The 19,479-nt window shown below is 62.1% G+C and carries 18 protein-coding genes and 1 tRNA gene; 7 read left to right on the top strand and 12 right to left on the bottom strand.

Going from position 1 to position 19,479, the window contains the following annotated elements; genetic code table 11:
* Position 1: 1 nt before the first annotated feature.
* A complete protein-coding gene (locus KQI12_RS06595; protein WP_216571879.1) occupies positions 2 to 1,060 on the bottom strand; it encodes a BMP family protein in 1,059 nt (352 codons plus the stop codon).
* A gap of 423 nt (positions 1,061 to 1,483) precedes the next feature.
* On the opposite strand from KQI12_RS06595, the gene spoIIID reads away from it, so the two are divergent.
* Positions 1,484 to 1,747: a sporulation transcriptional regulator SpoIIID gene (gene spoIIID / locus KQI12_RS06590; RefSeq protein WP_216571877.1), complete on the top strand. Its 264-nt coding sequence runs from the start codon at positions 1,484 to 1,486 to the stop codon at positions 1,745 to 1,747.
* Between the two features lie 356 nt (positions 1,748 to 2,103).
* Here the strand turns inward: spoIIID and KQI12_RS06585 are convergent, their stop codons facing one another.
* The gene (locus KQI12_RS06585) at positions 2,104 to 2,445 is read right to left on the bottom strand and encodes a hypothetical protein (protein ID WP_216571876.1); all 342 of its coding nucleotides are present in this window, start codon (positions 2,443 to 2,445) and stop codon (positions 2,104 to 2,106) included.
* A 278-nt stretch (positions 2,446 to 2,723) separates the two neighbouring features.
* Between KQI12_RS06585 and KQI12_RS06580 the strand changes: the two genes are divergently transcribed.
* Both KQI12_RS06580 and KQI12_RS06575 read left to right on the top strand, forming a co-directional pair.
* Positions 2,724 to 3,434: a TRAP transporter large permease gene (locus KQI12_RS06580; RefSeq protein ID WP_216572352.1), complete on the top strand. Its 711-nt coding sequence runs from the start codon at positions 2,724 to 2,726 to the stop codon at positions 3,432 to 3,434.
* 302 nt (positions 3,435 to 3,736) lie between these two features.
* Positions 3,737 to 4,177, top strand: coding sequence for an Hsp20/alpha crystallin family protein (locus KQI12_RS06575; protein ID WP_216571875.1), 441 nt, complete (start codon positions 3,737 to 3,739; stop codon positions 4,175 to 4,177).
* Between the two features lie 357 nt (positions 4,178 to 4,534).
* Here KQI12_RS06575 and KQI12_RS06570 read toward each other — a convergent pair whose 3' ends face one another.
* Entirely contained in the window at positions 4,535 to 5,206 is a 672-nt protein-coding gene (locus KQI12_RS06570) for a Crp/Fnr family transcriptional regulator (protein ID WP_216571873.1), read from the bottom strand.
* Between the two features lie 119 nt (positions 5,207 to 5,325).
* On the opposite strand from KQI12_RS06570, the gene KQI12_RS06565 reads away from it, so the two are divergent.
* Positions 5,326 to 6,048 carry a 4Fe-4S binding protein gene (locus KQI12_RS06565; RefSeq protein ID WP_216571870.1) on the top strand — a complete coding sequence of 241 codons (723 nt, stop codon included), beginning with the start codon at positions 5,326 to 5,328 and terminating at the stop codon, positions 6,046 to 6,048.
* Positions 6,049 to 6,189: 141 nt separating this feature from the next.
* Here the strand turns inward: KQI12_RS06565 and KQI12_RS06560 are convergent, their stop codons facing one another.
* Complete coding sequence (locus KQI12_RS06560; RefSeq protein ID WP_216571868.1) at positions 6,190 to 7,260, bottom strand: copper amine oxidase N-terminal domain-containing protein; 1,071 nt, start codon at positions 7,258 to 7,260, stop codon at positions 6,190 to 6,192.
* Positions 7,261 to 7,694: 434 nt separating this feature from the next.
* On the opposite strand from KQI12_RS06560, the gene KQI12_RS06555 reads away from it, so the two are divergent.
* Positions 7,695 to 8,018, top strand: a complete 324-nt coding sequence (locus KQI12_RS06555) for a type IIL restriction-modification enzyme MmeI (RefSeq protein ID WP_216571867.1) — start codon at positions 7,695 to 7,697, stop codon at positions 8,016 to 8,018.
* A gap of 94 nt (positions 8,019 to 8,112) precedes the next feature.
* Here the strand turns inward: KQI12_RS06555 and KQI12_RS06550 are convergent.
* The 8 genes from KQI12_RS06550 to KQI12_RS06515 all read right to left on the bottom strand — a co-directional run bounded on the left by KQI12_RS06550 (position 8,113) and on the right by KQI12_RS06515 (position 16,798).
* A tRNA-Sec gene (locus KQI12_RS06550) sits at positions 8,113 to 8,208 on the bottom strand.
* Positions 8,209 to 8,310: 102 nt separating this feature from the next.
* Positions 8,311 to 10,215: a selenocysteine-specific translation elongation factor gene (gene selB / locus KQI12_RS06545; RefSeq protein ID WP_216571865.1), complete on the bottom strand. Its 1,905-nt coding sequence runs from the start codon at positions 10,213 to 10,215 to the stop codon at positions 8,311 to 8,313.
* A 47-nt stretch (positions 10,216 to 10,262) separates the two neighbouring features.
* The gene (selA, locus tag KQI12_RS06540; RefSeq protein WP_216571863.1) at positions 10,263 to 11,657 is read right to left on the bottom strand and encodes an L-seryl-tRNA(Sec) selenium transferase; all 1,395 of its coding nucleotides are present in this window, start codon (positions 11,655 to 11,657) and stop codon (positions 10,263 to 10,265) included.
* Positions 11,658 to 11,815: 158 nt separating this feature from the next.
* Positions 11,816 to 12,514, bottom strand: coding sequence for an ABC transporter ATP-binding protein (locus tag KQI12_RS06535; protein ID WP_216571861.1), 699 nt, complete (start codon positions 12,512 to 12,514; stop codon positions 11,816 to 11,818).
* Positions 12,498 to 13,349 (bottom strand): ABC transporter ATP-binding protein, encoded by an 852-nt coding sequence (locus KQI12_RS06530; RefSeq protein WP_216571859.1) that lies wholly within the window; start codon positions 13,347 to 13,349, stop codon positions 12,498 to 12,500. Before KQI12_RS06530 ends, KQI12_RS06535 begins: the two co-directional genes overlap by 17 nt.
* Entirely contained in the window at positions 13,346 to 14,509 is a 1,164-nt protein-coding gene (locus KQI12_RS06525; protein WP_216571856.1) for a branched-chain amino acid ABC transporter permease, read from the bottom strand. The genes KQI12_RS06530 and KQI12_RS06525 overlap by 4 nt, the downstream gene beginning before the upstream one ends.
* A gap of 12 nt (positions 14,510 to 14,521) precedes the next feature.
* Positions 14,522 to 15,403, bottom strand: a complete 882-nt coding sequence (locus tag KQI12_RS06520; RefSeq protein WP_216571853.1) for a branched-chain amino acid ABC transporter permease — start codon at positions 15,401 to 15,403, stop codon at positions 14,522 to 14,524.
* A gap of 171 nt (positions 15,404 to 15,574) precedes the next feature.
* On the bottom strand, positions 15,575 to 16,798 hold the full coding sequence (locus KQI12_RS06515) for an ABC transporter substrate-binding protein (protein WP_253290875.1): 1,224 nt from the start codon (positions 16,796 to 16,798) through the stop codon (positions 15,575 to 15,577).
* A 602-nt stretch (positions 16,799 to 17,400) separates the two neighbouring features.
* On the opposite strand from KQI12_RS06515, the gene KQI12_RS06510 reads away from it, so the two are divergent.
* Together KQI12_RS06510 and KQI12_RS06505 are read left to right on the top strand one after the other, a co-directional pair.
* The gene (locus KQI12_RS06510) at positions 17,401 to 18,534 is read left to right on the top strand and encodes a pyridoxal phosphate-dependent aminotransferase (protein ID WP_216571850.1); all 1,134 of its coding nucleotides are present in this window, start codon (positions 17,401 to 17,403) and stop codon (positions 18,532 to 18,534) included.
* A 186-nt stretch (positions 18,535 to 18,720) separates the two neighbouring features.
* A complete protein-coding gene (locus KQI12_RS06505) occupies positions 18,721 to 19,431 on the top strand; it encodes a stalk domain-containing protein (protein ID WP_253290874.1) in 711 nt (236 codons plus the stop codon).
* Positions 19,432 to 19,479: the final 48 nt, after the last annotated feature.

Here is a 19,479-nt window from a genome sequence, read left to right as displayed (position 1 = left end):
CTTACTGCTCGAAGGTGGACTTGGGCAGGATACCGGCCTCCCGCAGGGAACCGTCCTTGATGCCCTCGATGATCTCGTCGATCTTGGCTTTCTGCTCATCGGTGAGCTGGTCGTCATGGCCGTGATAGTCGCTCAGATACAGAGCGCCCTCGCTCATGCCGAACAGATGGAGCTCCGGGGTGAATTCGCCGTTGATGACGGACTCCACGATGGCACGGATCATGAACTGGTTGCTCTGGACCACGGAGACCATGACGGTGTCAGGCGCCACGTCATACTGATCGCTGATGTAGCCGATATGGCGGATGCCCTTCTCCTTAGCGGCGTCGATCACGCCCAGAGAGCAGGAGTTGGCGTTGGCGCAAAGGACGTCGGCGCCCTGCTCGATGAAGGCCATGCCCATCTCCTTGCCCTTGGCCACGTCGGTCATGGAGTCGGTGTAGCCGGTGAGAGCGGTGATGTCAGGATCGATGTACTTGGCGCCTTCCGCGAAGGCATCCACACAGTCCTTGATGTGAGGGGCGGTGGTGCCGCCGATCATGCCGACGGTGCCATCGGTAGAATACATGGCGGCGATGGCGCCGGCCAGGAAGCCGCTCTGGGGGGTGTTGAAGCGGTAAGCGCCCACATTGGGGGCCTGAGCGGAGTTGCCGTTCATGATGGCGAAGGTAGTGTCGGGGAAGGAGCCCGCCACGGCCAGGGTGGCATCGGAGAGCTCATTGCCAACGGCGATGATCAGGTCATAGCCCTGATCGGCATAATCCCGGAGGACGGTCTCGAAATCGGGCTGGGGGACAGCCTCGGTGTAGGCGCCCTCGATACCGAACTCCTCCTCAGCCATCTGAAGGCCCTCGTAAGCGGACTGGTTCCAGCCGGCGTCGTTGATATAGCCGGTCAGGAGCATGGCGACCTTGACGGGCTCACCATCGGAGCCGCCGGAAGAAGAGGGGGCAGGCGCGGAAGTCTGAGCGGAGCCGGAGCTGGAACCGCCGCAACCAGCGAGAAGAGACATGGACAGAACACCGGTGAGTGCCAGAGAAAGCATTTTCTTGGTTTTCATGATAAAGGATCCTCCTTCAATTTGAATCGATTGCCGGTCTTGCTCTGACGATCTGCCGATCTGCTCGGCAAAGGCAACTATCCCTCCTATCTTGGAAGTTCTTGATTTCCTTAATTTCCGATGGATGCGGCCCATTCCGCAACTTCGTTGTCAAAAGTATAGTGCCATGTCGGACATAAAGTCAATAACGGATGGATAAGTTTAGTGATTTTTGTAGCAAACATCAAAAACAGACTTGGGAGTATGTGGGCAGACAGCGGAAATGCGATTTTAGGAAAAATAAAAGAAGGATATTCTTTTAATCATAGAGAGACCTAAAGACTTCCTAAATAGCCTTATATCCTCGTTCGCCTCCCCCGCATGATCTCCACTCCCCTGACATATAGTCCCAGCGTAGACATGAGCGGGGAGTGTGGTCATATCGTGAAGGGAAACATGGAGGAGCGGGCCGTGGAGCTGGCCCTGTACATCATCGAGCACAAGGCCACGGTCCGGGCCGCCGCAGGGAAGTTCGGCGTCAGCAAGTCTACCGTCCACAAAGACCTGAGCGAGCGCCTGCCGCGGTTCGACCAGCCTTTGTACCGGCGGGTGAAACAGGTCCTGGAGGAGAACAAGGCTGAACGACATATCCGGGGCGGTATGGCCACCCGGGAGAAATACCGCCACCAGAAGCAAAAGGCGGGATGAACGAAACGGGAGCCGTCCTGCCATCAGGACGGCTCCCGCCAGTCTGTCAAAAAAGTGATCTCTCACGGGGAACGATGCAAGAGCCTCGCAGAGTTCCGTCACCCGCAGGTGACGGAATAAGATACAAGGCGTTTTTTCTGGGGACATGCGCCTCAGAAAAAACTCTTCTCAGGCCGCAAGTGTGCGAGCGCAGCGAGTGCGCGTGGCGGTCTGCATCTCCCTCGAAGAAATGCCAGTTCGTTCTTCACAAAGAACGAACTGGCATTTCTGAGAAGCGTGTCGAACTTTTTCGACACGCTGACGGGAGCCGTCCTGCCATCAGGACGGCTCCCGCTCTATCATCATCCAATATCATTTCATCCGATCCAGCCGAGGAAGCCGATCGCGGCCCCCGCGGTCATGCCGATGATCGCTGCCGTGGCCAGCAGGTCCAGGATCAGCCCCCAGCGCTCCCGCCTGGACAGGACAGGCCCCGCCTCACGGACGGCTTCCGGAGCGGCAGTCTCTTCTTCCGTGTCTGTCCGGTCCAGATAGGCGGTGAAGTCTACGATCTTCCCAGCCGGCGGGACGATTTGGGGGACCCGCGCCCGGGGCAGCCTGGTGAAGCAGACCCGGCTGCCGCCGCTGGCCTCCTCCCCCTCCATGGAGCGGAACACGGTCATATGATGCCCGGTGATGGTGAGATACGTGGTCTCCATAACAGACCCTCCCTTATGTCGAACTGGCAGGGACCTCTCTATTGCTTTAGACGTTGGAAAGGCCCGTTCCGTTTCATGATCGGAAGAAGAACTTTTGTTCGATTGAATGATACAACAAATGTTCGAGTTTTGCAAGAGGGAGCGGAGCAAAAATGGCCGGACGCGCTGTTGTGTCCGAAAAACAGGACATTGGCCCAGAGGGAGCTGTCCTGACTTGTCAGCTCCTTTGGTCTGGTCATATCATCTAGATTTGAACGAAAAAAATTTGATGATCCGTCATCTCCCACAAGCGGGGCTATAAGCCCACCCGCGCCAAGGGCGAGAAGCTCCCCGAGGGCGAGGCGGCCTCCATCATCAAGGCGGCCATCCTGCCCATGTGCCTGCCCATCATCATCGGCGGCGTGCGCGTCGGCGCGTTCACGGCCACCGAGGCTGGCGCGGTCGCCGTGGTCTATTCCGTGTTCCTGGGCCTGCTCTATCATGAGCTGGACGGGAAAAAGATCCTGGCCGGCCTCAAGGAGACGGCGCTCTCCACCGCCGGCATCATGCTGATCATCGGCGCGGCCTCCGCCCTGAGCTGGGTCCTGACCAAGGAGCGGATCCCCCAGACCCTGACGGACCTGATGCTCCAGATCAGCCCCAACAAGTACATCTTCCTCCTGCTGATGAACGTGTTCCTGCTGATCTGCGGCATGTTCCTGGAGGGCAACGCGATCATAATCATCCTGGTGCCCCTGCTCTTCCCCATCGCCATGCAGTACGGCATCAACGAGGTCCAGATCCTCATGGTCATCATCTTCAACGTCTCCATCGGCTGTATAACGCCGCCGATGGGCACCCTGATGTTCGTGGTGTGCAACGAGACGGGATGTAAGCTGAAGGACTTCATCAAGGAGAGCGTCCCGTTCTTCACGGTGCTGATCGTGGAGCTGCTCCTGCTCACCTTCGTGCCGCCGCTGACCACCGGACTCGTGACGCTTTTCGGCTGATACCTTCCCATATGCTGGCCTGACAGGACCAGACACGTCCGCCCCGGACGCAGAGTTCTCTCCTCTGTGTCCGGGGCGGACTATTTTGAGCGGGGACAGCCCTGCTTTGGGCCAGGATAGGCCTCGCGGTCGCGAAGATCGCATGTTCCGTGAACGAAGTTTAGATGTTCTGTGAACATTAGCACTCTCCTATTGACAGTGCTGATCGGGAGGACTATCCTATGGGCGTACCGAGGAGGGGGCCGAAAAGAGGTCCCCCCGGTGAGACTGTTTTTACCAGATACTGAATGGAGGAATGACTTATGGTGCCCAGTATCTTTGATCGTAACGTGTTCGGTGATCTGCTCGACGATTCCTTCGAGCGCAACTTTTTCGGTGGACTGAACCCCCTGTATGGCAAGCATGCCAAGGGCCTGATGCGGGCGGACGTGAAGGAGTTCTCCGATCGTTATGAGCTGTGCATCGACCTGCCCGGCTGTAAGAAGGACCAGATCGACCTGGAGCTGCAGGACGGCTACCTGACCGTCAGCGCCGCCAAGGGCCTGCACCGTCTGGACCAGTCCGGCGAGGGCCGCTACCTGCATCAGGAGTGCTACACCGGCGCCTGCTCCCGCACCTTCCACGTGGGCAGCGTGAAGGAGGAGGACGTGAAGGCCAAGTATGAGGACGGTGTCCTGACCGTCAGCATCCCCAAGTCCGACGGCGAAGCGGCCAAGAAGGAGAACAAGATCGCCATCGAGTGACCGGAACGTCCGAACGAAGCGGTAGCATGAGCCAGTCCCGCCCCTGTGGAGTTTTCCACAGGGGCGGGACTTAGTCTGTCATCCGGTCATTTTTTCGCCGGGAGATGCAAAAGCCTCGCAGAGTTCCGTCGCCCGCGGGCGATGGAACCAGATAAGAGACGTTTTTTCCGAGGACATGCGCCTCGGAAAAAACACTTCTCAGGCCGCAAGTGTGTGAGCACAGCGAGTGCGCGCGGCGGCCTGCATCCCCTCGAAGAAATGGCCCTGCCATTTCTGAGAAGCGTGTCGGACCCGTTCGACACGCTGAGTCCCGCCCCTGTGGAGTTTTCCACAGGGGCGGGACTTTTTGTGGAAGCTTCAAGCCCCGTTCCCCTTGAGCTGGAACTGGTTTTTATAAAAGTCCAGCAGGCCCTCCCGCTTCATGCGGCTCAGCTCCTGCGAGAGGGCGCTCCGGTCCACGGACAGGTAGTCCGCCATCCCCTGCCGGTCGAAGGGGATGGTGAAGCGGCTGTCCCCGACCTGCCGGGCCTGCCAGGACAGGTAGGAGAGGACCTTCCGCCGGATGCCACGCTGGGACAGGTGGTCGATCTTCCGGCTGAGCATCCGGTCCTTGGCGGCCAGCACGTCCACCAGATCCCGCACCAGCCGCAGGTGGAAGGGGCAGGCGGAGGAGCAGGTCCCCAGCACCCGCTCCGTGTCCAGAAAGAGGATCTGGCTGTCCTCCGCCGCCTGGACCGTCACCCCCAGAGGCTCGTCCCCGCAGGCATAGGCCTCCCCGAACAGGTCCCCCGGTCCGGCCTGGCCCTGGATGCTCCGGTCCCCCCAGAAGTCCTCCCGCAGGATCAGCACCCGGCCGGAGCAGATCACGCCCACCTGATGGACGGCCCGGCCCTCCTGCCAGATGGTCTGGCCCTTCCGATACCGGACGGACACCGCCCCGAGGCAGTCCAGCATGGTCCCCAGCTCCTCCGCCCGGATCCCCCGGAACAGGGGGCAGGACAGGAGCACCGGCTCCAGCGTTTTTTCCATGATCGTCTCCCCTTCCGTTGGTTTTCCAACTGACGTTCTCTCCCCAACATAGTATGATATCCCCGGAAAGTCAAGAGGAAACGGCTCCGGCCGTCTGGAGATACAAGGAGGACGACACCATGATCCGTAAGATCATCCACATCGACGAGGAGAAATGCAACGGCTGCGGGGCCTGCGCCCGGGCCTGCCACGAGGGGGCCATCGGCATGGTGGACGGCAAGGCCAGGCTCCTGCGGGACGACTACTGCGACGGTCTGGGCGACTGCCTGCCCGCCTGTCCCGCCGACGCGATCCATTTCGTGGAGCGGGAGGCCGCCGCCTATGATGCCGCCGCCGTGGAGGCCAACAAGGCCCTCATCGCGAAGCTCAGACCTCAGGGGAGCGCCGCGCCCAAGTTCGCCGGCTGTCCCGGGAGCGCCGCCCGGACCCTCCGGCGGGAGAATACCGCGCCCGCGGCCCCGGCGGCCCGGAGCGAGAGCCAGCTCATGCAGTGGCCCGTCCAGATCAAACTGGCGCCCACTCAGGCCCCCTATTTCGACGGGGCCGGACTGCTGGTGGCGGCGGACTGCACCGCCTACGCCTACGCGAGCTTCCATCAGGACTTGCTGCGGGGCAAGATCTGCCTGATCGGCTGTCCCAAGCTGGACAGCGTGGACTACGCGGAGAAGCTCACCGAGATCCTGGCCCGGAACGACATCCGGAGCGTCACCGTGGCGCGGATGGAGGTGCCCTGCTGTGGGGGCATCGAGATGGCGGTGAAGAACGCCCTCCGGGCCAGCGGCAAGCTCGTCCCCTGGCAGGTGGTCACGATCTCCACTCAGGGGGAGATCGTGGAGCAGTGAGGCCCAAGTCGAGCGGATGTGAGATGCCTCCGGCCATTCGGCCGGGGGCATCCTTCAGTTAAGCGAGATCGTATTTGCGAAAAAGGACCCACCTCGAAAAATAGAGGTGGGTCCTTTTTCGTTTCCGCTATGTAGTTTTATTCAGGCCGTTTCAATGAAAATACCTTTCTCGGCAGCCCAATCGACCTTGAAGCCCAGGGCAGATCCCAGGTCGCGGAGCTTGTAGTAGGTGTAGCCATTTCCGGAGTCATCCGTCAGGACAATGGCGGAGAGGTCAGCCGCCGTGCCGTTGATGCGGGTCTCTGCGGTGGCAGTCTCATAAGCCCGGTCGCCGGAGAAGGGCGTGGACATCTCAGAGCCGGTGGAGGTGTAGCTCTTGCCGGTTTCGATGTTCACCGCGCCGTCCCAGCCTACTTGGAACTGCACGGAAGTACCGTTGAGAACATTTGCCACATCACGCAGCTTGATGTAGTTGGTGTCGTTGCCGTTCTTGTCCTTCAGCGCATAGCACTGGAACTCCACACTCTTGCCGTTCACCAGAACATTTTGGGTAGAAGCATAGGCGGTGGGGGTGGTAGGCGCAGTGGGCTGCGGCTTTATAGCGGCGTTCTTCTCATCCAGCTTGAGCCAGCAGTTCGTCCAATAAGAATAATCCAATTCCGGATATACGATAGAGACATGCAACATAACCAGCTCATCACCATCATTCAAATCCGAATCGAAGGGAACGCTGAATGTAACCGACTGCCCGGCAGTCAGGTTTACAAGTCCGCCAAACTCCGGCACGTCAGGATCCAATGCGTGGTCAATAAAGTAGCCCGCGTTGACCAAATAAGCTCCGCCATCATAATAATAAAGATTCCTTGTGCCGTCCTCATCTACATAATTATCAAGGCTAACTTCGATAAAGGAGCCATCACCCGCCTTCCCGTTGTGACGAAGGGTGAATGTGCTGTTGCCACTCACGGCATGATAGCCATCCAAAGCATCGGCACCGCTTTCATCCATACCGACACGCATCGGTGACTCCACAAAAAAGGCATCTTTAGCGCCATAGGAAAAATCGTAAGAACCGCCGCCCTGATTCAGCGTGATCTGCACGGGAGCCAAGCCCTCGGCTACGGACGGAACCGCGCGTTCACTGGCAAAGGCCGGCACGGACAAGGCCACGCAGAGAAGCAGCGCAAGGGAAAGACTAATGATTCTTTTCATGTTTCGTACTCCATTTCGTAAGTTTTCTGTTGTGTCTCTTCTCCCTCTCCCTTTCCTTTGGGCGTTCTTTCGCGGCACAACACACAAAACGCGAAAGTCAGCCCATATATTTCCGACGAACGACCCGCCAGAAACATAAAAAGGCGGTGCTGAGCGTATAACTCAACACCGCCTGACTGCCATCGATCAAAGTGAAACACAATGCCCTCATTTCGACGGTCTGCTCTTAAAAAACGCGCAGTCTGCCGTTATAATGGAGATGCGGTGCGGAATAAACCGTGGTGTTGAGTGGCGCAATTGCTCGACATCGGCTTACAGGGTGTGCAAACACCCTGTAAGCTGCCGCTATTTATGTTTCTAAAATTATTCTACCTCTATTTTTCACAAAATACAAGACTGAAAGCGGGCGTTTGCCCGCTTTTTCCAACAGATTTTTGATACAGGCGCAGAACTTGCATATGGCATGGGTGCGGGTCGTATGTGGCAGATCAAAAAGTGATCATGACTATTCCACAAAAATTGTTTACAATAACTTCCTGCGGCCGATGCCTGCCGAAGTACAAAAGAAAGAGATCGAGCAGACCGCACAAGCTATTTTAGACGCTCGAAAACTCCACCCGGATCGCAGTCTGGCGGCCCACCAGCAGAACGATAGAGCCGTCATGCGGGCCTACGGGTTCGACATCAGGACCACCACCGAAAGCTCCTGTGTCGCGGAATCGATGAAGATGTATCAAAAGCGGACCGAACACAGATGAGAGGACCCTGCGGGGAGATCGGCCCCGCGGTCCCCTCTCATCCATGAAAAACGCCCCGGACCTCTGTATCCACAGAAGTCCGGGGCGTTCGTTCTGGCGGGGACAGGTAAGAATCGAACTCACCAAGGCGGGATCGCCGCCCTCTACGGTTTTGAAGACCGCGGGGCTCACCAGATACCCTTCTATCCCCATATCACAGCCGTGCTTTATCGGCAAATGTGATATTCACGGCTATGAGCATAGCATGATCCGATGATTTTGTCAATCGGCCGGAGCCGAAATGACGCATCGGTCAGACTTTTTTCAGCAGGGTGCGGACGTCGCCGGTCTTGCGGGTGATTCCCTCGCTGTCCCAGTGCTCCAGCAGGGCCAGAGCGTATTTCCGGGAGATGCCCAGAGCGTCCCGGAGCTCGGCCAGGATCACCTCCGGCTTCTGGGCGAAGAGGCCGTACAGGGCGTCCAGCGCCTTCTGGTAGAAGTCCTTCCGCAGGAGGATCTGTCCGTTCAGGGCCACCAGATCGCCGTCGTAGAGGAGCCGCTGGACCACCTGACGGGCGCCCTCCTCCTTCTTGCCGAAGGCGGCCAGGATGTCGTCGGCGTTCTCCGGGGCCAGACCGGCCTTGCCCCACTGGTCCAAGAGCCGGTCCTTGAGGCCGGTGTAGAAGGAGTTCCACACCACCTGGAAGTCGGGCAGGGCGATCGTGGGGCCCTCGATCCGCAGGCCCCGGTGCTGGGCGTAGTAGTCCACCAGAGCGTCGATCGCCGCCGGGGAGGCGGTGGGCAGGAGCTTGCCCCGGAACTCGCCCCGGTTCATGCCGGGCTGGAGGGGCTGGGCCTCATGATAGGCCCCCAGGAGCTTCACGGCCTTCTCCCACAGGGCCTCGATGGTGTCGTGGGAGACGTAGCGGCCGCCCAGCTCCACCACCTCGCCGTCGGCCATCAGGCGCTCCAGACACTCGTCCAGCTCGCTCTCGGTGAGCCCGGCGGCCTTGGCCAGATCCCGGTGCTTGGGCATGGCGGACCCCGCCTGCTTCAGGGCCTCTGTCACCTGCTTCTCGGAGGAGCCGGAGGCCCGGGCGGCCAGACCCTCCAGCACCTTGGGATCGCTGCGCTTGTGGCGGCCGGGCTCGGCGTTGAGGATCATGCCGCCGCCCACCGTCACCATGGGGGAGAAGAACCGGACCACGTAGTGGTCGCCGTTCTTCACGGCCACGTCCTCCTGGAACCGGAGCTGGGCGAAGCCGGTCTCCCCGGCCTCCAGCTTGTCCTTCCCCAGCAGGACGCACTTGCACACCAGCTCCCGGCTGCCGTGGTGGAAGTGGAGCTGGGAGTCGTTCTTGACGGGATAGGGGGCGTCCCGGAGCATGGTGAGCTGGACGTCCATCTGCCGGGAGAGGAGCATAGAGCCGGGCTTGGCCACGGTGTCGCCCCGCTTCACGTCGGCCTTGTCGATGCCGGACAGGTTCACGGCCACCCGCATGCCGGCGCTGGCGCGCTCCTCGGGGGTGTCGTGGTTCTGGAGGCCCCGGATCCGGGCCTTCTTCCCGTTGGGATAGAGGCAGACCTCCTCCCCCAGCTCCATGGAGCCCTCGATCAGGGTGCCGGTGACCACGGTGCCGAAGCCGTCCACCGAGAACACCCGGTCCACGGGCAGGCGGAAGGGCCGGTCCTGGTTCCGCTGTTCCGCGCCCTCCACCAGCTTGACGATGAGCTGCTTGAGCTCCTCGATGCCCTGGCCGGTGTAGGAGGACACGGCCACGATCGGGGCGTCCTGGAGGAAGGTGCCCTTCACGTCCTCCCGGGCCTCCTCCTCGATGGCCTCCAGCCACTCCTCGTCCACCATGTCGGCCTTGGTGATGACCAGGATGCCGTTCTGCACCCCAAGCAGGGAGAGGATGCCCAGATGCTCCCGGGTCTGGGGCATGAAGCCCTCGTCGGCGGCGATGACCATGAGGACCACGTCCATGCCGGCGGCGCCCACCAGCATATTGCGGATGAACTTCTCATGGCCGGGCACGTCGATGATGCTGGCGGTCTGTCCGTTGGGGAGGGTCAGCTGGGCGAAGCCGATCTCGATGGTGATGCCCCGCTTCTGCTCTTCCTTGAGCCGGTCGGTGTCCACGCCGGTGAGGGCGCGGGTGAGGCAGGTCTTTCCGTGGTCCACATGGCCCGCGGTGCCGATGATGATATGCTTCATGGGAAGCGCTCCTTCTTCATCATTATCATTGCGATATGGGTCCGCCCTCAGGGCAGGATGGCGTCCAGGGCGGCGGTGATGTCCGCCCAGTCGGCGGCGCTCAGGGTCCGGGGATCCAGGAGACAGCGGTCATGGCTGACCCGCCCCACGATGGGGACCTCCCAGCTCCGGAGGGCCTTCTCCAGAGCGGCCACGGACATCCGGGCGGGACGGAGCTCCACCACCCAGGTGGGAAGCTCCACGCCGGGGAGGCTCCCGCCACCCACCTCTCCCACGTCGGGGACGGCGGAGAGGACACAGCGGTCCCCCAGCCGGGCGGCGAGCTCCCCCGCCCGAAGGCGGGCCTGCCGCTCCAGCTCGGCGGGGCTGGCCCCCAGCATGGCCAGCACGGGGATGTGGGCGGCGGCGTAGGCGTGGTCCTGATAGGCCCGGAGCGTGGCCTCCAGAGCGGCCAGGCCCAGCTTGTCGATCCGGACCACCCGGGCGAACTGGTCCCGCTTCATGGCGCCGATCAGGTCCTTCCGGCCGATGGCGATGCCGGCCTGCGGCCCGCCCAGGAGCTTGTCTCCGGAAAAGCAGACCACGTCGGCCCCGGCCTTCACGCTGTCCTCCACGGTGGGGCCCTCGGGCACGCCCAGAGCGGGATCGGTGAAGAGGGCCCCGCTGCCCAGGTCGTGGAGCACGGGGACGCCCAGCTCCCGGCCCAGAGCGGTCAGGTCCGCCAGGGGGACCTCCTCAGTGAAGCCGATCAGCTTGAAGTTGCTGGTGTGGACCTTCAGCAGGATCTGGGCCCCCTGCTCCTCCACCGCCCGGCGGTAGTCGGAGAGGTGGGTCTTGTTGGTGGTGCCCACCTCCACCAGCTCGGCCCCGCTGCGGGCCATGATCTCCGGCACTCGGAAGGACCCGCCGATCTCCACCAGCTCCCCCCGGGAGATGGCCACCTTCTTCCCCGCGGCCAGGGCGGAGAGCATGAGGAACACGGCGGCGGCGTTGTTGTTCACCGCCAGAGCGGCCTCCGCCCCGGTGAGGGAGCGGAGCAGGGGCTCCACATGGTCGAAGCGGCTCCCCCGGCGTCCGGCGTCGATGTCGTACTCCAGATCGGAGTAGCCCAGGGCGGTCTCATACACGGCTTTGGCGGCGGCCTCGCCCATGGGGGCGCGGCCCAGATTGGTGTGGAGCACCACGCCGGTGCCGTTGATCACCCGGCGGAGATGGGGGCGGCAGGCGGTCCGGGCCCGGACCACGGCGGCGGCGGCCAGGGCGTCCGGCTCGGGCAGGGCCTCCACGGAGCCGTCCAGGATGCCCTGCCGCAGGGCGTCCAGCTCGGCCCGGGCGGCGTCCCTCAGGGCGAAGTAGGGCAGTTCCTCCCGGGCGGCGGTGAAGGCCGGACAGGCCAGGAGCGCGTCCATCTTGGGGAGCTGCCGGAGAAGCGGTCGATCCATCGAGGGTCCCTCCTGTTTCCATCTATTTCGATACGTGCCTATTATACATGACCGCCATGGAAGGCACAAGGCTTTTTCCGGGATGGATCCCGCCCTGTGTTCCACGCGCCACGAAAAAAGCGGACCGCCTCCAGGCGGTCCGCTCCGTCCATATGCCGTTATTTGCCCAGATAGGCCTTCTTGACGGCCTCGTCCTTCATCAGCTCCTGGCCGGGGCCGGAGAGGGTGATGTGGCCGGTCTCCATGACGTAGGCCAGGTCGGCCACCTTCAGGGCCATGTTGGCGTTCTGCTCGATCAGCAGGATCGTGACGCCCTGGCGGTTGACCTCCCGGATGATGTCGAAGATGCCCTTCACCACGATGGGGGCCAGGCCCAGAGAGGGCTCGTCCATCATCATGATCTTGGGGTGGGACATGAGGGCCCGGCCCACGGCCAGCATCTGCTGCTCGCCGCCGGACAGGGTGCCCGCCGCCTGCCAGGAGCGCTCCTTCAGGCGGGGGAACAGGTCGTAGATCCACTTCAGGTCCTCCTCCAGGCTGTCCTTGCGGAGGTAGGCACCGATCTTCAGGTTCTCCAGCACAGTCATGTCGGGGAACACATGGCGTCCCTCGGGCACCAGGGTGATGCCCTGGGTCACGATCTTGTCGGGGGCCAGGCCGGTGATGTCCTCCCCCTTGAGCTGGATGCGGCCCTCGGCGGGCTTCACCAGGCCGGCGATGGTCCGCAGAGTAGTAGACTTGCCCGCGCCGTTGGCGCCGATCAGGGTCACGATTTGGCCCTCAGGCACCTCCAGGCTGATGCCCTTGACGGCCTCGATGCCGCCGTAGCGGACTTTCAGGTCACTGATCTTCAGCATCGTCTGCCACCCCCAGATAAGCCTCGATGACACGAGGATCGTTTTGGATCTCCGCGGGAACGCCCTGGGCGATCAGCTTGCCGAAGTCCAGGACATAGATCCGGTCGGAGATCTGCATGACCAGATCCATATGGTGCTCGATCATGAAGATCGACAGGTGATACTCATCCCGGATCTGACGGATGAAGTCGGTGAGCTCCTGGGTCTCCTGAGGGTTCATACCGGCGGCCGGCTCGTCCAGGAGCAGGAGCTTGGGGCTGGTGGCCAGGGCCCGGGCGATCTCCAGACGGCGCTGGAGGCCGTAGGGCAGGCTCCCGGCGATCTCGTCCTTCAGATGGTCCAGGTGCTGTTCCTCCAGCAGGGCCATGGCCTCCTCCTGCATCCGCTTCTCCTCTCCGCGGCTCAGGCGGAAGGTGGCGGTGAAGAAATTGTGCTTGGCCCGCATATGCTTGGCGATCAGCACGTTCTCCAGCACGGTCAAATTGGAGAACAGCCGGATGTTCTGGAAGGTGCGGGCGATGCCCAGCTTGGTGATCTTGTCGGGGGTGGGGCTGATCTTATGGGTGAAGAGGCCCTTGTTCTCCCCCAGATAGTTCTTGTCCATCTTGCCCTGGGGGTAGTTCTCCAGCATGGTCTCCCCCAGGAAGGACACCCGGCCGTTGGTGGGCTCGTACACCCCGGTGATGCAGTTGAAGGCGGTGGTCTTTCCGGCGCCGTTGGGACCGATCAGAGCCACGATCTCGCCCTCGTCTACGGTGAGGCTCAGGTCGTTGACGGCGACCACGCCGCCGAACTGCATGGTCACGTGTTCTGCTTGCAGGACGTTCCGGCTCATTTCGCCGCCTCCTTCTGCTTCGACTTTTTTCTGGGCTTGAAGAGATTGGGGAGCTCCTTGTCTCCCATGATGCCCCGGCGGAAGAAGAGGACCACCACCATGATGATCACGGAGAACACCACCATCCGCAGGCCGGTGCGGAAGAATCCGGGGGCGCTGATGGCGATGTTGCCGATCACGAAGGGATCCTCATCCAGACCGCGGAGCCACCACTCGCTGGCGGCGATGTACAGGAAGGAGGCCAGACAGCTTCCGGTCACGGAGCCGATGCCGCCGATGACCACGATCAGCAGGAGCTCATAGCTCAGGGCGGAGGTGAAGAGCTTGGCCTGCACCTGATTGGAGTACATGGCCAGCAGAGCGCCGCCCACGCCGGAGAAGAAGGCGCTGATGCAGAAGGACAGCATCTTGTGCCGGGCCAGGTCGATGCCCATGGCCTCGGCGGCGATCTCGTCCTCCCGGATGGCCTTGAAGGCCCGGCCGTAGGAGGAGTGGATCAGCAGGACGATGATGCCGATGCAGATCACCGCCACCAGGAAGGGGAAGAAGGTGGACAGCCGCAGGACCACCTGGCCGCCGGCGTCCTTGATGTTGAAGTCGGTGAAGGTGGGGAAGCTCTTGATCATGTTGGCGCCGTTGGTGACGGGGCCCAGCTTGTCCCACTGGAACACGGCCCGGATGATCTCGGCGAAGCCCAGAGTGGCGATCGCCAGATAGTCGCTCTTGAGCCGCAGGACGGGCAGTCCGATCAGCCACGCGAAGAAGGCCGCCGCCAGGCCCGCCAGGATCAGGCCCAGCGTCACGCCGACGATCAGGCCCGCCGCGCCGCCGCCGAAGAGCTCCGGCAGAGAGAAGTTCACGGCGGAGCCGCCATAGAGGTAGTACACCGTGTCCCGGCTGGCGGTGGGCACAGTGAGGATCGCATAGGTGTACGCGCCCAGCAGCATGAAGCCGGCCTGACCCAGAGAGAAGAGGCCGGTGAAGCCGTTGAGCAGGTTCAGGGACACGGCCACCAGAGAGTACACCGCGCCCTTCTTCAGCACCGTGAAGAGCATGGAGGTGGGCTTGAGAGTGTTCTCCAGCACGATCACCACAGCCAGCAGGGCGGCGATGGCGATCAGGGCGATGACGAGGCCCTTCTTGCTTTTGTTCTGTTTCATGTCACGCCCTCCTTAGACCTTGTCGGTGGCCTTCTCACCGAAGAGGCCGGTGGGCTTGGCCACCAGCACCACGATGAGCAGAGCGAAGGTGAACGCGTCGGAAAAGACGGTCATCCCGGGTAGGCCCTTGATGATGTTCTCGCAGATGCCGATCAGGAAGGCGCCGATCACCGCGCCGGGGATGGAGCCGATGCCGCCGAACACCGCCGCCACGAAAGCCTTCAGGCCGGGCATGGCGCCGGACAGGGGCACGATGGAGGGGTAGTTGGTGAAGTACAGCATGGAGCCCACCGCCGCCAGGAAGGAGCCGATGATGAAGGTCATGGAGATGACCCGGTCGATCTTGATGCCCATGAGCTGGCTGGTCTCGAAGTCCTTGGCCACGGCCCGCATGGCCATGCCGATCTTGGTGTGGCCGATCAGCATGGTCAGACCGAACACCAGGACCGCCACCAGGAAGGGGGTCACCAGGACCACCACCTTGGGATTGCTGCCCAGCAGAGGCACGGAGTCGGACAGGATGGGGATCGTGGGGTACATCTGGGGCAGGCCGCCGGTCACATAGGTGGCCATGTTCTGGAGCAGATAGCTCACGCCGATGGCGGAGATCATGACGCTCATGCGGGGGGCGGAGCGCAGGGGCTTGTACGCCGCGCGCTCGATCACGAAGCCCAGCACCACCGTCAGCACCAGCACCGCCGGGATGGTCAGCAGCAGGGGCAGGCCGGCGGCGTTCAGGTACACCATCATCAGGCCCGCCACCATGAACACGTCGCCGTGGGCGAAGTTGATCAGGCGGAGGATGCCGTAGACCATGGTGTATCCGATGGCGATGAGGGCGTACTGCCCGCCCACGGCGATGCCGGAGAGCAGGATAGATACGATATATTCCATAGGGGTCCCTCTCTTTCTCAGTAAGGTCTCGGAGCGGTCGGGCCGTCTCCCGTGGGATCTCCTGTCCACGGGACGCGGCCCGGCGTCGGGTCATTATGGCAGGAATGGTCCGGCGGACTGTTTCAGCAGCCCGCCGGACCTTCCGGTCGAACATGGATTTCAGGGGTGCGGTCAGTCGGCCTTCTGGACGGTCTCCAGCACCCAGGCGTCGTTAGCGGTGTCGGCGGTCTTGATGAAGGCGGTGTCGCGGATGGCGTCGCCGTTCACATCGTCGAAGGCGATGTCGCCGGTCACGCCGGACCAGGTGACGTTGGGCAGAGCCTCGTACACGGCCTGGGGATCGGTGGATCCGGCGGCCTTCAGGGCTTCCAGAGCCATGTAGTAGGCGTCATAGCCCATGGCGGTCAGGCCGGAGATGGTGTCGTTGCCGCCGTTGTTGGTCTTGGCGGTGGAGTCGGAGTTGATCCAGGCCTTGATGCCGTCGTCGAACTCCTGAGAGCCGCCCTCCTGATAGAAGGTGGAGACGTAGACCTGCACGTCGGTGCCGGAGGCGGCCTCCAGGACCTTGTTGCTGTCCAGGGTGTCGGAGCCCAGCAGGGGGATGTCCAGGCCCATAGAAGCGGCCTGCTTGATGATCTGAGTGGAGTAGGCCAGAGACACGGGGCAGAAGATGACCTGAGCGCCCTCGTTCTTGGCCTTGTTCAGATAAGAGGTGAAGTCGGAGTTGTTGGTGGGGAAGGAGTCGGCCACCACGGTGCCGCCCTTGGCCTCGAAGCCCTTGGTGAAGTACTCGATCAGGCCCTGATCATACTCGTTGCCCAGCTCGCCCAGGCAGTAGGCCTTGGTGGCGGAGAACTTGTCAGCGGCGAAGTTGGCCAGCACGGTGCCCTGGAAGGAGTCCATGAAGCAGGCGCGGAAATAGTAGGGGTTGCCGGCGGTGACGTTGGGGTTGGTGCAGGTCACGCCGATGGCGGGGATGCCGGCATCGGCGAAGGTGGGGGCGGCGGCGATGGACACGCTGGAGCCATAGGAGCCCAGCACCAGAGAGACCTCCTCGTCCACCAGCTTGGAGGCGGCGGACACGGCCTTGTCGGTGGTGGAGCCGTTGTCGGCGTAGACCAGCTCGACCTGATAGGTCTCGCCGCCGATCTCCACGGTGGGGGTCTCGTAATTGCCGTACTGCATGCCCAGAGTCTCCTGCTTGCCGCCGGCGCCGGAGTCACCGGTGGAGGGCTCGAAGATGCCGATCTTCACGACCTTGTCGCCAGTGGAGCCGCCGCCGGTCTGCTGAGCATCCTGCTGGGCGCCGCCGGTGGAGCTGACGCTGCAGCCGGTGAGCATCCCGGCGGCCATGACGCCGGCCAGACCAAGAGAAAGTGCCTTGTTCCAATTCATTGTAGAGTCCTCCTCACGGTGGTTTTGATGTTCCTCTTTCGCGGACATCTGTATTCATGCGGTATATTATACCCGCACTCGGGAAGGTTTGCAAGGGGAGACGGCAGGACCGTCATATGGATCGGGCGACGTTTTGCGGGGATAACTGGGTTTTTTCGAGCGACAGGTTGGGATATCAGTGCTTTTTCGAAAGGATCGGACGAAGGGTAAAAAAAGCGGTGATATTTCGATGACTTTTTGTGGAATATTTTTGTCCGCGGGAGGCGATACAGAGCGAGGAAAGATGAAAAGCGGATCTTTTGGAAAATGAGCGGTACCAATCAAAAACAAGACGAAAAATGGGAGGGATGTGGGAAATATGAGATGAAATGAGTGTGAACGTCAAGACGGAGGAACGTCCACGGAAAACGGACGAATGGCCATATGAAGGGTGACGGACCAAAACTTGCAGGATCGCGGCATCCGCGGCGACGGAGCGGGCGTCCGTCCGGCATGGACGGGAGAAGGGCATGGACAGGACGGAGGGATCGTGCTATACTTCAACACATCAATATGCAAAAGTGTCCGGGCCGGAGGGGCCGGCACAGAAAGCGGTGACCGATTTGAAGGCATCTATGAACGAGGCCGTCGTGGGCATGGCCCCCTCGGCGATCCGGCGCTTCACGGCTCTGGCCCGGGCCACACCGGGGTGCATCTCCCTGGCGCTGGGGGAGCCGGAGCTCGACACTCCCGCCCCGATCAAAGCCGCGGCGGCCGCCGCTCTGGCCGCTGGACAGACGCACTACCCGCCCAATGTGGGCTTCGACTTCCTGCGGAAGGCCATCGTGAAAAAAGAGAGGGGCCGTGGGCTCCGCTATGACTATGACGAGACGATCGTGACGATCGGTGCCACCGAGGGCCTCTACGCCGCCATGATGGCGGTGCTGGAGCCGGGGGACGAGGTCCTCCTCCCCACTCCCGCCTTCGGACTCTATGCCTCCATCGCCGCGCTGTGCCGCGCCAAGGTGGTCACAGTGCCCACAGAGGGGGACGGCTTCCAGCTCCGCCGGGACAGGCTCCGGGCGGCGTGCGGTCCCCGGACCAAGCTGATGATCCTCACCTCCCCCAACAACCCCACCGGCTGTGTCTACACGCGGGAGAGCCTGGAGGCCGCCGCCGACGTGGCCCGGGAGACCGGGAGCTTCGTCCTCTGCGACGACGTGTATGCCGACATCGCCTTCGGGGACTGTCCCGGCTTCGCCGCCTCCTTCCCCCACCTGCGGGAGCAGGTCATCGTGGTGAACAGCTTCTCCAAGCCATACGCCATGACGGGCTGGCGCATGGGCTGGGTCATGGCCCAGCGGGAGGTCATGGCCCAGATCGCCAAGGTCCACCAGTTCACCGTGGTGTCCGCCCCCTCCTTCGCCCAGTGGGGCTGTGCCGAGGCGCTGGAGCAGGATGTGTCCGACGTCCGGGAGAGCTATCGCCGCCGCCGGGATCTGGTGTACCGCCGCCTCACCGAGGCCGGCCTGGAGGTCAAGCTGCCTCAGGGCGCCTTCTACGCGTTCCCCTCCATCGCCCGCTTCGGGATGAGCTCTGAGGAGTTCTGCCGCCGGCTGATCGAGGAGGGCGGCGTGGCGCTGGTGCCCGGCAGCTTCTTCTGGGCGGAGGGCTATGCCCGGCTCTCCTACTGCTGCTCCGAGGATCAGCTGGCCGAGGGCCTGGACCGGATCGGGCGGTTCGTGGAGCGGCTGTAAGGGGTCCCGCCCAACGAGCGAGGACAGCCCCCGTCCCGCCCCGTTGGGCGGCCAAAAACGCCCATCTGTGCCGCCGTGGACAAAAGGCCCCGCCTGCGGCGGGGGAAAATACCACGACTGGTTGAAACCCCGGTGAAACTATGATACGATAGCAACGGAAAACAAAATAAAGAGGAGGAATCTGACATGAAACTGCATCGGGCGCGCGATTTCGCGGCCGGAGCCCTCGTGATGGCTCTGACCATGGGCGTGGCCGTCCCCGCCGGGGCGGCGGTGCTGACCGGGAAGAAGATCGATGTTCTGCAAGGCATCGAGATCTTCGTGGACGGGGTCCGTCTGGACCCCAAGGACGCCAACGGCAAGAGCGTGGAGACCTTCGTCTACAACGGCACCACCTACATCCCCCTCCGGGCCGTGAGCCAGGCCCTGGGCAAGGCCGTCAGCTATGACGGCAATACCAAGCGGGCCTACATCGGTACCTCCCCCATGACCACCGGGAGCTACCGCATGGAGGATGTCTGCAAGCCGTATCGCACTTCATCCTATGTGAGAACCTATACGGGCACAGAGACCATGACGATGGGTGGCAAGGAGTACGGAAACGGAGTTGCTACGAGCTGGGGTGGTGAGCAGTATGCGCTATTCAATCTGAATGGTGCCTACAACAGCCTCACGTTGGACTTGGGTCCTATCGACAACTCTGGTACAGCTGATGCTGAAGTGACCTTCTATGTGGATGATGTGCGAGTGGCCAACTATACAGTGGGGGCGGGAGATCTTCCCCAGAAGGTCACGATCCCACTAAACCATGGCCTTCAGTTGAAGATCGCAACGGAGACGGACACTTTTGTATTTTCTAGTCTGTATGTCGGCCTCGGCAACATGATGTTCCAGTAGACGGAAAATGGCGGACCGTCCCGCCTGCCAGTGAGAAAAACACCGGGA

Origin of the sequence: Pseudoflavonifractor sp. MSJ-37 (genome assembly GCF_018917965.1) — a bacterium.
In the GTDB taxonomy this organism is placed as follows: Bacteria; Bacillota; Clostridia; order Oscillospirales; family Oscillospiraceae; genus Pseudoflavonifractor_A.
Note: the sequence above shows the minus strand (reverse complement) of the source record. Positions and strands in the feature narration are given on the sequence as shown.